11 protein-coding genes are annotated in these 13,187 nt (G+C 64.0%); 2 read left to right on the top strand and 9 right to left on the bottom strand.

Going from position 1 to position 13,187, the window contains the following annotated elements; genetic code table 11:
• The first annotated feature begins 33 nt into the window (after window positions 1-33).
• Window positions 34-909 carry an NAD(+)/NADH kinase gene (locus LVJ94_50810; protein WXB05176.1) on the top strand — a complete coding sequence of 292 codons (876 nt, stop codon included), beginning with the start codon at window positions 34-36 and terminating at the stop codon, window positions 907-909.
• On the opposite strand, the gene LVJ94_50805 is transcribed toward LVJ94_50810, so the two are convergent.
• The gene (locus tag LVJ94_50805; GenBank protein ID WXB05175.1) at window positions 906-1,511 is read right to left on the bottom strand and encodes a TetR/AcrR family transcriptional regulator; all 606 of its coding nucleotides are present in this window, start codon (window positions 1,509-1,511) and stop codon (window positions 906-908) included. The genes LVJ94_50810 and LVJ94_50805 overlap by 4 nt on opposite strands.
• A gap of 33 nt (window positions 1,512-1,544) precedes the next feature.
• On the opposite strand from LVJ94_50805, the gene LVJ94_50800 reads away from it, so the two are divergent.
• Window positions 1,545-2,303 carry an SDR family oxidoreductase gene (locus LVJ94_50800; protein WXB05174.1) on the top strand — a complete coding sequence of 253 codons (759 nt, stop codon included), beginning with the start codon at window positions 1,545-1,547 and terminating at the stop codon, window positions 2,301-2,303.
• 549 nt (window positions 2,304-2,852) lie between these two features.
• Here the strand turns inward: LVJ94_50800 and LVJ94_50795 are convergent.
• The 8 genes from LVJ94_50795 to LVJ94_50760 all read right to left on the bottom strand — a co-directional run bounded on the left by LVJ94_50795 (window position 2,853) and on the right by LVJ94_50760 (window position 13,073).
• Window positions 2,853-4,586 carry a hypothetical protein gene (locus LVJ94_50795; GenBank protein ID WXB05173.1) on the bottom strand — a complete coding sequence of 578 codons (1,734 nt, stop codon included), beginning with the start codon at window positions 4,584-4,586 and terminating at the stop codon, window positions 2,853-2,855.
• Window positions 4,587-4,679: 93 nt separating this feature from the next.
• Complete coding sequence (locus LVJ94_50790) at window positions 4,680-5,657, bottom strand: DUF6492 family protein (GenBank protein ID WXB05172.1); 978 nt, start codon at window positions 5,655-5,657, stop codon at window positions 4,680-4,682.
• Window positions 5,658-5,773: 116 nt separating this feature from the next.
• The gene (locus tag LVJ94_50785) at window positions 5,774-6,541 is read right to left on the bottom strand and encodes a glutathione S-transferase N-terminal domain-containing protein (GenBank protein ID WXB05171.1); all 768 of its coding nucleotides are present in this window, start codon (window positions 6,539-6,541) and stop codon (window positions 5,774-5,776) included.
• Window positions 6,542-6,560: 19 nt separating this feature from the next.
• Complete coding sequence (locus LVJ94_50780) at window positions 6,561-8,477, bottom strand: hypothetical protein (protein WXB05170.1); 1,917 nt, start codon at window positions 8,475-8,477, stop codon at window positions 6,561-6,563.
• A gap of 143 nt (window positions 8,478-8,620) precedes the next feature.
• Window positions 8,621-9,964, bottom strand: coding sequence for a GH1 family beta-glucosidase (locus tag LVJ94_50775; GenBank protein ID WXB05169.1), 1,344 nt, complete (start codon window positions 9,962-9,964; stop codon window positions 8,621-8,623).
• Between the two features lie 23 nt (window positions 9,965-9,987).
• Entirely contained in the window at window positions 9,988-10,848 is an 861-nt protein-coding gene (locus LVJ94_50770; GenBank protein WXB05168.1) for a carbohydrate ABC transporter permease, read from the bottom strand.
• Window positions 10,841-11,749 carry a sugar ABC transporter permease gene (locus LVJ94_50765; GenBank protein ID WXB05167.1) on the bottom strand — a complete coding sequence of 303 codons (909 nt, stop codon included), beginning with the start codon at window positions 11,747-11,749 and terminating at the stop codon, window positions 10,841-10,843. Before LVJ94_50765 ends, LVJ94_50770 begins: the two co-directional genes overlap by 8 nt.
• Window position 11,750: 1 nt before the next feature.
• Window positions 11,751-13,073, bottom strand: a complete 1,323-nt coding sequence (locus tag LVJ94_50760; GenBank protein WXB05166.1) for a sugar ABC transporter substrate-binding protein — start codon at window positions 13,071-13,073, stop codon at window positions 11,751-11,753.
• Between the last annotated feature and the right edge of the window lie 114 nt (window positions 13,074-13,187).

Raw genomic sequence — 13,187 nt, 5'->3', positions numbered from 1 at the left:
CATCCCGCGCCGTGCATGACGAGGCACGCCACCATGAGAGCGGCACTGCTCTACAATTCAGCGGCCGGCGGTGCCACGTCCGAGGTGGAACTCGTTTCGGCGCTCGAGCGCATTGGGTGGACGGTGCCGTTTCGCGTCTCCGAAGAGCACCTCGATCCGAACTTGTCCGAGCATGCGGACGTCGTCATCGTTGCGGGAGGTGACGGCACCGTGGCCACCGTGGCCAAACGCCTCGCACGCACCGAACTGCCCATGGCCATCGTGCCCATGGGCACCGTCAACAACGTCGCCCGCTCGCTCGGGCTCGATCTCGAGCCGATGGCGGCCATCGCCGGATTGGCCGCTGCGGCGAAGAGGCGCATCGATTTGGGTGTACTTCGCACGGGTTCGAGGGAATCGTATTTCGTCGAAGGATTCAGCGCGGGGTTTCTCGGCCACGTGCTCGGAAACAAAGCGAGTGATCGCCACAAGAAGGCCAGTCGCGCCTTCACCTTGATTGCCGACGCCTTGGAGACGTATCCCGCGCACCGCTACGCGGTGGAGGCCGACGGGCGCGATCTCTCTGGCGACTATGTGCTGGTGGCGGTGATGAACGCGCGCAGTCTGGGGCCGGCCCTCGCGCTGGCCGCCGAGGCGAAGCTCGACGACGGGCGCCTCGATTTGGTGCGGATTCGTCGTGACGAGAAGGGGGCCATCATCGAGGCCCTGCGCCGGGCGGAAAAGGAGGAGGACCTCGAGCTTCCCGCCTTCGAAACGAGCCGCGTCCAACGGGTGCGCATTCACGGACTCGGTCACTGGGCCCACTTGGACGACGAACCCTGGGAACTCGACGATGCCGTGGACATCGTCACGGCCGCCGGCGCGGTGCACTGGCTGGCGCCTCGGCAGGGCGTTCCGAATCGCACCTAGGGGAACTGCCCCTCGAAGGCGATGGCCAATGCGTCGGCGACGAGGCGCGAAAGGTCAGGGCGGCCGTCTTGTTCGGCCCAGCGCATGACCGCGGCGCGCATGGCCGCGCAGCAGGCGCCACTGGCGACCCAGAGACGGAATTCCCAATCGGGATCGTTCGATTCGTCGCGCAATGCTTCGACGATGGCCTTTTGAATGGCGTATTGGCCTTCCCATTGGCGTGCACGCAGCGCAGGTGTTTCCATCACGAGGCGAACGCGCGCGAGCAGGAGTTCTTTGCCACCGGGTGCACCCGCGCCCACCATCGGGCCGATGTCCTCGATGAGGGTGCGACCGATGCGCTGCACCAGGGGTTCGCTTTTGGGACGCGATGCGATGCGCTCGCCGACCCGCTCGTTGTACTCGTCCCGGAGCACGAGATCTTCCTTCGTGGGGAAGTGGCGATAGACGGTCATCGACGAGACGCCTGCAGCTTCGGCGACGTCGTTCACCGTGGTCTCGTCGTAGCCGCGCGCGAGAAAGAGGCGGGTGGCGTGTTTCTGCACGAGACGCCGCGTTTCCAGGCGCTGACGCTCGCGGAGGCTGGGCAGCTTGCGCTTCATACGTTACGTGCTACCAATGTGTTAGTTACTAACATGAACAAAACAGCGCTGGTTACGGGAGCCTCGAGGGGGATTGGACGAGCCATTGCCATACGGTTGGCGAGGGACGGCGCCACGGTCGCCGTACACTACGGTAGCAACGAGGCGGCGGCGAAGGAAACCGTGCGCGCCATCGAGGAGGCCGGCGGGCACGCCTTCTCGATCCGCGCGGAGTTCGGCATGCACGGCGACGTCGACGCGCTCTTCATCGGATTGGACGAAGGCCTGCGCGGCGAGCCTCTGGACATCTTGGTCAACAACGCGGCCGCGGCGCCCGCGGGCCCCATCGAGGCGGACAGCCCCCAGGCGTTCGACCGGCTCTTCGCCGTCAACGTGAAGGCGCCGTACTTCATCATTCAACGCGCGCTGCCGAGGATGCGTGACGGCGGGCGCATCATCAACGTGTCCTCGGTATGTACGCGGATTGCCGTGGCCTCTCAAACCTCGTTTGCCATGACCAAGGGCGCACTCGACATCATGGGTCGAACCTTGGCCAATGCGCTCGGGGCACGCGGCATCACCGTGAACACCATCGCACCGGGCGCCACCGCAACCGACGTGAACGAAGCCTTGTTCAAGGCGCCGGGCGTGGAGGATTTCTTCAAGTCCGTGACCGCGCTCGGCCGCCTTGGCCAAGCCGACGACATCGCCGATGCCGTCGCCTTTCTCGCCTCGAACGATGCCCGATGGATCACGGGGCACATGCTCGAGGCAAGCGGCGGCATTTACCTCGGACCGCAAGTCACTCCCTAGCTAGGTGCGTGTCCTTGGTTCTCGTGTGAAGCGCAACTGGAGCTCGCATGAGGAGACAGCGGGGGGCCGGGTACAAACGGGTGCGTGATCGCGCGCTCCGCGCAATCTCAGACGTGCTTCTTCTGGCCCTCTCTCTGCCAGATAAAAATGAGGGTAGGAAAAGTTCCGGTGGATGCGAGCAGATTTTGCTGCTTCCCCAACGAGGACTTCGGCCACCGGTCCGCGCCCACAGCGCTTCCCGTCACCGGCCACGTGTCGTTCCCGATAGCTGGACGCCGTTGGGCGTTGGTTCCCTGCCTTCTCGGGCACGCGGACGGCTGTTACCTCCCACTCATACCTTGCGGTAACCCATCATCCTGATCTGCGACCTTGCGCCCGCGGGATCCGGAGCTCCGCGCGCCAAGGTCTGTCCCGAGGCATTGCCAACCCTGGGCCAACCGCATCCATCGAGAAATGCCCCGATTCGCGCCGCGCGCCCCCTGTCCCGGACAACCTTATGCCTGTCCGGGACACCCACGGCTCGCGCGGTCGCTCCAGCCCTGGTTCGGGTTAGAACGCGGAGCTGGTCGGCTTGGTGTCGGCGCGCTGCCAGGCCTTTTGAAAGGCTTGCTGGGTCTCGGTCGCCTCTTTCGTCTTCTTTTGCGCGCGCAGCGCCTGCGAAAGGCCGAACAGCGCCCAGCCGTTCTTCGGATTGCGACGCAAATCCTCGCGGTAAACGACCTCCGCCTGCGCGGCCTTGCCGTTCTTCAGGAGCGCGGCACCGAGAACATGGCGCGCGGGAAAGAACCAATCCGCCGGCTCGTCGTAGGCCAGCGTATCTTCTTTGGCGACGGCCTCGGTCAGCAGGCGAATCTCCTCGGCCGCGTTGCCGCGCGCTTTGGCGACGCTCGCCTCACTCATACGGAGGGCCACGGCCATGACGAGCTTGGCGTCGTTCGTTCCGGCTTGGATATCCGCCGGCAATCCGTCGATGAGCTTACGCAACTTGGCGACATCGCCCTCGGCGTCCGCCGTCTTCTTCTTTTCGCCATTGGCAACCGCATGCGCGTAAAGCCACATGCCCGTGAGCAGCGTGTACTTCGCCTCGGGCGCCGGCGTATTGAGCATTTCGTCCCACATGCCGAATCGGACCAAGGCCGTGTACTTCGGCGAAAGGTACCAGTCCAAGCCGGGCATCATGCCGAGCACCTCCGGCGGGAGGCTCTCGCCGGCATTGCGGGCGGCGTCGAGCGTCTCGCTCCTGCGCCCCTCCATCGCCGCGGAATACGCGAGAAAGAGTCGATTGTGCGCCGTGTACATTCCGTAATAGCCGAGCGGGCGAATCTTGCCCATGTAGCTCTTGTCGGCGACGATGGCCTGGCGGTTCGCCTCCACCGCATCGTCGTAGCGCCCGACGCGCTGGTAGACGTGCGCGGGCATGTGCACGAGGTGCCCTGCCCCTTTCATCATGTTGGCCACTCGCTCGGCGGAGGGGACCGCCTTTTCCGGATGCGGCGACGCCTCCACGGCGTGAATGTAATAGTGATTCGCACCGGGATGGTTCGGGTCCTTGGCCAGCACCGCTTCGAGCGTGGCCACGATTTCCTCGGTGCCCGGCGCCGGCTTGCCATCGGCCCCCCAGAGCTTCCATGGATGGAGCATCATCTTCGATTCGGCGTACATCGTTTGCACGTCGAGATCGCCGGGGAAGCGTTTCGCGACATCCTGCATCGCGGCGGCGTAAGCCTCGAGGAACGGCTGCATCTGCGGCGGGTCGAGCGGCTCGGGCCCTTTGTAGCGCTTGGCCAGCGCGCCGATGAGCCCCTGCTCCACCGGCGTCCCCTTGGAGGCGTTCTGCAACGCGAGGTTGCGCGCTTGCCATGCGGCCTGCGCCCGATCAGGCATCATCGGCATGTTGTAGTTCGGCCCCAAGGCCAGCGACGCGCCCCACCAGCACATGCCACACCCCGGATCGATCTGCCCGGCCTTCACGAACGACCGCGTCGACTCGTCGTGGTTGAAGGCGTAAAGCAAGCGCATTCCTTGGTCGAAGTACTTCTGCGCTTCCGGCGAGGACGTGGTCACCTTGCGCGAGAAGCCACCCAAGTCATCGAACAAGATGGCGCCCTCACCCCATCGCGTGAGCGCATCGCTTTGAACCGGCGGAGCCGCGGCGGCATGGGTCGCCGTTTGCGCAACCGGCTGCGGAGCCGGAGGCGGCACCGGCTCCGGCGGCGGACTCGAACCGCATGCCATCAAAGACATTGCTGCCAAGAGACACCCCAAGCCCGTGAGCTTCTTCATGGTTCGTCGCCTCCGGAATGACAGCGCCGGAGCGTATCACCGTCGCTGGAGCGTGCGCGGCAACATCGATGACGAGCGACTTTCAAAAACGATTCAAGCGTTGGTGACGTGCCCAGCCGGTTGCGCTCCCCAGAGCGACAGCGGCACCCTCGCGGATTCGATGCGCAGGCGGCCTTCGTCGAGGTCGAGCATGAGCGGTCGCGGTGTCGCCGTCAGCCGCGCGCGCAACGACTCGGGGATGTAATCCATGGTGGCGAGCCGTTGTTCGTAATCGAGAAAGCTATGGCAACCCACGGCCTGAACGCCGTGGCGCCGCGGTGCAGCGAGCACGTCGGCCAAGTCGAACGCAGCCGTTTCGGCCGATTGGATCACGTCGATGGCACCGACGTGGCGCGAGACCACGCGCTCGGGAAACACCGCCGCGGCAAAGTGCCGATAGAGGACGTACTCGGAGGCCCCCGTCCACTTGCTGGCATCGGCGGTGGCCAAAAAGGCTTTCCAAAAGGGCTGTGCATGGTGGCGTTCGACGCGCCGAATCAGCTCGTCGACGATGGTGCGATCGAACACCATGTGGTGCTGCATGCCGCTGTACGGGTCGACGGTTGCCCACCCCGGAACGAGCCTTGCCGCAGAGGCCAGCGCGGTATGCTCTTGCGGAAGGGTGTGCTCGCGCGTCTCGAGATTCCAATGCAGCGGATACCCCATAGGCAAAAGCGATTGCCCCGCGGCATTGACGAATTCGATATCCGACACGAACGCGTAATCCGCATCGAGCACCAGCAAATACCGTTTTGCCTGGGACACGACGCGAAAGCACGAAAGCTTGGTCAATTGCTGAAAGTACCATGACGCATTTTCGTGGCGGCATCCGGCTTCGGCGAGGGCCGCCTCGACCTGCGCACGCGACGGCTCGAGCTTGGCCTCGTCGATCCAAGGCAGATCCAAAGGCAACGGCGCGCGCGCCACGAGATGAATGGCCCGAATCGGGTTTCGACTGTGCTGCCGCAAGTGCGCAATGCACGCGGCGATGTTTCGAAGGTCCTTGGGTGCGACGGGAATCAATACGTCCATTTCGGGTAATGCGGTATCGCGTGGCATCACCCGTCGATGGTACGCCTTCGACGGGCTACCAAAGCTCGATTCGCGATCGCCCGGACGCAACGCCGCGTTGCACCCGAGGTGCTGGCCTACGGCACGGCGGTGCGGCTCGAAACGGCGCGGTGATGGCGCATGTAGAGGTCGTCGCGCCAACGTAGAATGTCCTCGAAGGAGCGGGCGAGCGTTTCCTCGGTCCAACAGCTGCGGTTGGCGGGGGTGAGCGCGATGTACCGATCGTCGACGGGCGCGATGAATTGGCACACGACGGCCATGGCAACGTCGGCGTAGGAAAAGCTGCCGAGGATGTAATTCGAGCCGTGTGACAGGGCCTCACGGAGGGTGTTCAAGCTCGTCTCGAGTTGGGTGCGCGCGCGGGTGACGGCGTCGTCGTCGATCCCGTGCTTCCAGCGCAGGTAGCCGATGCCGGAGCGGACGATCGGGCGCAGTGCCGGGCGAAGCGCGCGGGGCACGAAGGGCGGGAGGTTGTCCAGTTGGGCGGCGCGATCGCCCGCGAGACGCACGAGGAACAAAGCGCGGCCCGCGCGAAGGGCCGCCTCACTGCAGTCGTTCCAGGCGCCCACGTCTTCCGCGCGACCTTCGGGAAACAGCGCCGCGGTTCCGCTTCCGAGATTCTCCGCGTGGCGGGCGATGGAGAACGAATCGGGGAAGACGCCGGCGTCGTCGAACAGCACGGGCACCGTGGCCTTCGAGCGAAAATTGCGGGTGCGGAGGCGAAGCGCGGGCTCGTCCAGCATGGGCTGGTATTGCCGGAAGGAATACGGAATACCGTGGTGGTTCAGGGCCCAACACGCTTTTTCGGTCCACGGGGAGAAGTCTTCGCCAAGGAGCTCGCGCATGACATGGCAAGCTTACCGGTCATCGGGGGCGGGCGGTCATGAATTGGTCCGGCGTGAGCGCATGGTCCACGATGCGCACGTCGCCGAGCCACCCGTAATACGCTTGTTCGACCTTGCTGTCGTAGCTGTATGCGCCGATGAGCCAAGGCTTGCCGGCCGCCGCGATGCCCACCGTCTCCGAACGCGGATTGCGCACCACGGGGGCGCCGTCCACGTACATGACGGTGTGGTGGCCGTCGTTGACCAACGCGACGTGGTGCCAGACATCGGCCGCGAAGATATGGCTCCAGTTCGTCTTGATGCCATCGTAGTTCGTTGGAAAAATCGCCCACTGCAGCATCGGTGAATCGGTAAACGACAAGGTGGCGAGCGGCTCGCTCGGGTCATCCCCCGTCTTGCCGGCGGCGCTGCCCGGTGCAAATCGACTGAGCACGCCCATCCATGCGTGCTCCGAACAGCAGTCGGACGGCGGCCGCACGAAGGTCTCGATGGTGTACCCGGCCTCGAAGGTCATCGCGTTGATCGGGGCGGCATCCGTGGTGCGCAGGTACGACGGCGGCTTGCTCTTCGAGCCATTGAAGAATAGGGCACCCCGACTCGGTTGAGCGGGGTGGTACTGGTTGGTCCAGGCGATGTCCGCCGCGGCGCCCCCCGAGGAGGTCACCCGCGCCAGGTCGTTTCCGCGCCCAGCTCGATCGGGAATCGTGTCGCCTACGGGTCCGCCGGCGCCATTCTCGAATCGATAATAGGCCACGGTGCCGGGAACGAGCACTTGCTCCACCGACAACGGCCCCGGCGGCAAGGGCACCGGCGCACCGCGGAAACCGGAAAAGCGTGATTCGAAGTCCATCGTCTCGACGAAGCGATTGTCCGCATCCACCAGCGCCACTTCACGCGCTTGCGCCGGAAGACGATTCGCCTCCGGAATGGCCTCCATGTACGGCGACCGCGTCGACACCTCGATCGTGCCATGTTCCAAGTCGAACTCGTACAGCCGAATCATCCCACTGCCGCCGTAATAGCGATCTTGGTAATTCGTCAAATGCAGATGCACCTCGTGCCCGGCGGTGTTCTTCATCGTGGTGCGCGCGGGCGTCCAGAAGTGCCCATTCAGGGTCAGAAACACCTGATCGTGATTCTTGATCACGTTGTCCCAAACCGTCTGCCCGTAGCTCGAAAGCACCGCGCTCTCATTGGGCGGATCGCCCGCGGCCCCTCGCCGGTCGACCAGCTCGTGCATCGTCGCAATGACCGGCAACGTCGGATGCTCGTTGATGACGTTCTCCGCCCAGCGCATCGAATCTTGTGACATGCGCCAATCCAGCGCCAAGAGCATCCACTTCTGCCCGCCACCGTCGAAAACGTAATAGCTATTGTAGCCATTGGGGCTCGAACCTCCCAAGGTGGGATGGTTGCCCGGCCGCGTCGGCAATAGATAATCGAGGTACGGTTCTTTGCCGCGCGCGTTGTCGAATTGCGAGGAACGCGTCAGATCGTGGTTGCCGGCCGGCAAGCTGTAGGGCATCCCGGCGTCGTCCAGAATCTTGTAAACGCCGGCCGCCGCCGCAAATTCGTCGGGGCGCGCATTCTCCGTGATGTCGCCCAAGCCGGCCGTGAAAACGATGTTGTACTCGCGTGCGTGATCGACAATCCAGCGCAGGCTCGCCGTTAGAACCTCGGGGTAGATGCGGTCCTGGTCGAACAGGTACTGCGTGTCGGGCACCACCGCCACGGTAAAGCGCGATTTGGGGCGCTCCACCTGGCACACCAACGGCCCCGCGTCGGGGACCGCAGCATCGGCAGGAGCAGCCGCGTCGGGCGCAACGGAGGAAGGGCCCGCGTCGGGTGCCAAGGCCTGCGAGGATGCATCATCATCCCCACCGCACGCGCAAAAGAGAATGACGACACTCGATAGGATGGGCGCAAAGTGCTTCACGATGGCGCCGGATGCTCGCCCAGCCCATGCTCGGCCACGTAACGATTGAGCGACGATCGCGTGCCGCAAATGCCGCCAAGTCCGCTACGAGGCGGCTCGCGCTGGAGTGCGAGCCCGAAGTACCGGGGTACAGACGAACGTCTTTAAACGCGCGAACGGTGCGCCGCGATGATCTCGGCGAAGCGGCGGCCGCTGGACTTGATGGTGCGGCGCTGCGTCTCGTAGTCGACGCGCACCAGACCAAAACGCTTCGCGTAACCGTAGGCCCACTCGAAGTTGTCCAAGAGCGACCACGCGAAATACCCGGCCAGTGGCGCGCCCTGTTCCACGGCGCCCGCACACGCGGCGAGGTGCTGCTCCAGATACGCGACCCGCTTGGGATCGTGCACGGAGCCGTCCGCGGCCACGGAGTCTTCGTACGCCGACCCGTTTTCGGTGACGTAAATTTTCTTCGCGCCGTACTCCCGCGTGACACGCAGCAGTAGCTCCTCGATCCCGGGAGCGTGCACTTCCCAGTTCATCGCGGTGTGCTCCAGATTCGGTCCCCGGATTTGGCGCACGAACGGCGCCGGGCGCGAGGGATCGTCGGTGACGACTTGCCGGAAATAGTAATTGATGCCAATCCAATCGAGCGGTGCGGCAATCGTCGCCAAGTCGCCCGTCTGCAATGGCAGATCCACGCCGTACACCTCGAGCATGTCCGCCGGGTACCCGCGCCCGTGGATCGGGTCGAGCCACCATCGATTCACGTGGCCGTCGGCACGCTGGGCAGCCGCGCCGTCGTCCTCGTTGTCCGTGCCCGGCAGGATCGGACTCAAGTTGTTCACGATACCCACGCGCGCCTTGGGGATCGCCGCACGCAGCGCCTGCACGGCGAGCCCGTGCCCCAAATGCAAATGGAACGAGGCACGCACCGCGGCATTCAAATCGGTCACGCCGGGCGCCATGGTGCCGTCGAGGTGTCCAATCCACGCCGAGCAGAGTGGCTCGTTGAGCGTGCACCAATGCTCGATGCGATCGCCCAGGCGCTTGGCCACCACGGCGGCGTAGTCGGCAAAGCGCAAGGCGGTGTCCCGCTCCGGCCACCCGCCGCGGTCCTGCTGCGCTTGCGGGAGGTCCCAATGGTACAGCGTTGGGAACGGTGTGATTCCCACCTCGAGCAACGCGTCGGTGAGCCGGTCATAAAAGGCCAGTCCCGCCTCGTTCACGCGCCCGTCGGCCAGCGGCACCACGCGCGGCCATGCGATGGAGAAGCGGTAGGCGCCCACGCCGAGCTCTTTGGCGAGCCGCAGATCCTCGGGCCATCGGCGGTAATGGTCACAGGCCACATCACCCGTATCGCCATTCGCCACTTTGCCCGGCGTATGCGAAAAGGTGTCCCAGATCGACGGCGCGCGCCCATCTTCGCGGGCGGCACCTTCGATCTGGTAGGCGGCGGTGGCTACGCCCCAGAGAAAGTCTTTCGGGAGAGCACGAAGGTCGGTCACGGCGATACCCCCTTTCGGTGGGATCATTTGATGGCGCCTGCGGTGAGCCCGGCAACGAGGTAGCGTTGGAGCAGGAGAAAACCCGCAACCACGGGCACGCTGACGACGAGCGAGGCGGCCATCACTTGGTTCCAGTACACATCGTATTGCGTAGCATACCCTTGCAGCCCGATGGCGAGAGTCCGTGAGCGATCGTTGGTGATGACCGATGCGAAGAGCACTTCACCCCACGCGGTCATGAAGGCGTACACGCTCACGGCGATGATGCCGGGCACCGCAGCCGGAACCACGATCTGGAGGAGCGTGCGAAGCGGCCCGCAACCGTCCACCGCTGCCGCCTCATCCAGTTCCCGCGGGATGGACTCGAAGTACCCCACCAGCATCCAGATGGAAAACGGCAGCGAGAACGTGAGGTACGTGAGAATGAGCCCCAGCCGACTGCCGTGAAGGGCCACCCCCGTGGAGTTCCCGATGCTGACGAAAAGGAGGAACAGCGGCAATAAGAAGAGGATGCCGGGGAGCATCTGCGTCGAGAGCACCGAAACCGTGAAAATCTTGCGGCCGACAAATCGGTAACGGCTCACGCCGTAGGCGGCAAAAATTGCAATCACTACCGAGAGAACGGTCGCGCTCAGGGACACGATGAGCGAGTTGACGAAGTAGTCCCAGAGCGGCACCGTCGACCAAATATCGATGTAGGGCCGCACGGTGAGGGAGCTGGGGATCCAGCGAAAGGGACCTTGGACGTCCTGCAGCGGCTTCAGCGAGGAGCTCGCCATCACCAGGACGGGGGCAAGGGTGAAGATGGTCAACGCGACGAGAAAGATGCGCCGCACCCAGACGAAGGTTGCCGAGGGGGCCATGGGCGAGACCGGCTTAGGCATCCGCGTCCCTCCAGCGGGCGGTCGCGACCAAGTAGACGCCGGTCACCAGCAGCAAGAAGAGCAAGAGGAGCACGGACATGGCCGAGCCCGAGCCGAAGTTCCAGGTGACGAACGACGATTGGTAAATATGAATCGAGATCAAATCCGCCGCCTCGGGCGCGCCTTTGCCAAATAGGATGTAGGGCGTATTGAAATCGTTGAACGTCCAGAGAAAGAGCACGAGCACCAATACCTGGTTCACCGGCCGCAGCGCGGGCATGGTGATCTCGCGGATTTGCTGCCAGACGCTGGCCCCGTCCATGGCCGCGGCCTCGTAGAGCTCGCGTGGGACGTTTTGCAGACCGGCCATCACCGTGAGAAAGGCGAATGGCCATGTCTTCCAAACGTGCACGATGATCAGGGAGACGAAGGCGTTGTCGCCAATGAGCCAGAAAGGCTTCTCGCTCACCAGGTGCAGCTGGTCATGCAGCACGTGGTTCACCAGCCCGGTATCGCGCTGGAACATGAACGACCAGGTGATGACCGCCGCATACACCGGCAAGGCATACGGCACCAAAAAGACGGCACGCAGGACCCCGCGCCCCCAAAACGGCTCCTGCATGAAGATGGCCGCCGCCACGCCGAGGAGCCAGGAAAAGGCGACGGCCAACAAGGTGAAGCTGCAGGTCACCCAAAAGGAGTTCAACAAGGATTTGCCAATGGGCGCGCTGAAGTCCACCGCGATGCGGTAGTTGTTCAGCGCGATCCAAGGCGCGGCCGACCAGTCGCGGATGAAAAACTGCGTCAGCTGCTTGAAGCTCATGAAGATGCCGACCGCCATCGGAACGATGTGAATCAGCAGCTCCATCACGAGCGCGGGGAGCAGCAGCAGGTAAGGCAAAAGCCGATGGCGTGACTTCACGTCAAGAGGCCGGCATCTGCTGCTGCGCCTTCACGAGCTCCGCTTTGACGCTCTCCGTGGTGGTCGGCTTGCCGGCGGCGGCGGCGGCGAGCAAATTCTTCATGGCGGTACCGACCAACGTCTCGAATTGGCTCTCGTTGGGAACCTGCGGCAGCGGGGCGGCATGCGCGGCCAGCACGTTCGAAATGGTCTTCAACTCCGGCGTGTTGAACGCGGGATCGTCCTGCGCTTCCTTGAGCGGCGAGATGGATCCATACGTCTTGTTGAGCGCAATGGATTCTTCCTTGCTCGTCATGAATTTGACGAACTGCAGCGCGCCGTCGAGGTTTTTCGTATTCTTGAAGACGGTCAGGTTGATGCCCGCCACCATCGATGCCGTGGCCTTGCTGCCCGTGGCCCCTGCCTGCACGGGAATCGGTGCCACGCCGATGTCGTCGGGGTTCATGCCGTGCGACTTGAATTTGGCGCCGGCGACCTGCCACATGAGCATGGCCACCTTGCCGTTGGCAAAGTCGGTCACCGATTGATTGGCCGCGTATTCCGCATTGCCCGGCGCCGCGATTTTATCTTGCGCAATGAAGTCGACGTATTGCTTGATGGCCGCCACCGCACCCGGGCTATCGAATGTGGGCTTGCCCGAGGCATCGAAGAAGTCGGCCCCGTGCTGCTTGGCCAGTGCAAAGGCGTGGTGCACGTTCTCGGAGAGGTTGCCCCCCTCGATGGCGAGGCCGTATTTGCCGCCGCCGGTGAGCTTCTTTCCGTCGGCCACCAATTCGTCCCAGGTGGTCGGCGGATTGGCAATGCCGGCCTGCTGAAAGAGCTTCTTATTGTAGTAGAGGCCATACCCCATGGAATAGAGGGGCACCGCGGTGGGCGGTTTGCCGTCGGCCCCCGTCGCGGCCATGGGCCCCGCCATGAATCGGTCCTTGCCACCGATTTTCTCGAACGTGGCGTCGTCGAACGGCAGCAGCGCGCCGGTGGACTGCAACGATGCGGACCAGGTATTGCCGATGTTGAGCACGTCGGGTCCCTGCCCCGACGCGGTGGCGGCGAGGATCCGCGTGAGCAAGTCGGACCAGGGTACGACCTCCAGATGGACGGAAATCCCCGTTTGCTGTTCGAATTTCTTCAGCTCGGGCTCGAGAATCTGTTTGTCGTTGTCCAGGCTGGTGCCCTGGTTGCTCGCCCAATAATTGAGCGTCTGCGTCTTGGGTGCGGGTTGGACGTTGCTCTCGCTGCTATTTCCGGTACTGGACCCCCGGCTACAGGCGGCGGTGAAGGCGACGACCAGTGTGGCGGCAACGGCAATCCGGTGGGTACGCATGACCAATCCCTCTCAGGGCGTGAATGGGCGCGAATGGTGCACAATGATGATACACACCAGCATTCACACGTCCACCCTCGTGATCCTTTTTCGACCGCGCCGCGGTGCCCTCGG

The sequence above is a fragment of the Sorangiineae bacterium MSr11367 genome (genome assembly GCA_037157805.1).
Lineage (GTDB): Bacteria > Myxococcota_A > Polyangia > Polyangiales > Polyangiaceae > Pendulispora > Pendulispora rubella.
This window is presented reverse-complemented; position numbering and strand designations above follow the sequence as displayed.

Excerpts from the sequence above, each read along its gene's own strand:
- LVJ94_50810 (WXB05176.1), top strand. The coding sequence starts at position 34 with ATGAGAGCGGCACTGCTCTACAATTCAGCGGCCGGCGGTGCCACGTCC.
- LVJ94_50805 (WXB05175.1), bottom strand. The coding sequence starts at position 1,511 with ATGAAGCGCAAGCTGCCCAGCCTCCGCGAGCGTCAGCGCCTGGAAACG.
- LVJ94_50800 (WXB05174.1), top strand. The coding sequence starts at position 1,545 with ATGAACAAAACAGCGCTGGTTACGGGAGCCTCGAGGGGGATTGGACGA.
- LVJ94_50795 (WXB05173.1), bottom strand. The coding sequence starts at position 4,586 with ATGAAGAAGCTCACGGGCTTGGGGTGTCTCTTGGCAGCAATGTCTTTG.
- LVJ94_50790 (WXB05172.1), bottom strand. The coding sequence starts at position 5,657 with ATGGACGTATTGATTCCCGTCGCACCCAAGGACCTTCGAAACATCGCC.
- LVJ94_50785 (WXB05171.1), bottom strand. The coding sequence starts at position 6,541 with ATGCGCGAGCTCCTTGGCGAAGACTTCTCCCCGTGGACCGAAAAAGCG.
- LVJ94_50770 (WXB05168.1), bottom strand. The coding sequence starts at position 10,848 with ATGCCTAAGCCGGTCTCGCCCATGGCCCCCTCGGCAACCTTCGTCTGG.
- LVJ94_50760 (WXB05166.1), bottom strand. The coding sequence starts at position 13,073 with ATGCGTACCCACCGGATTGCCGTTGCCGCCACACTGGTCGTCGCCTTC.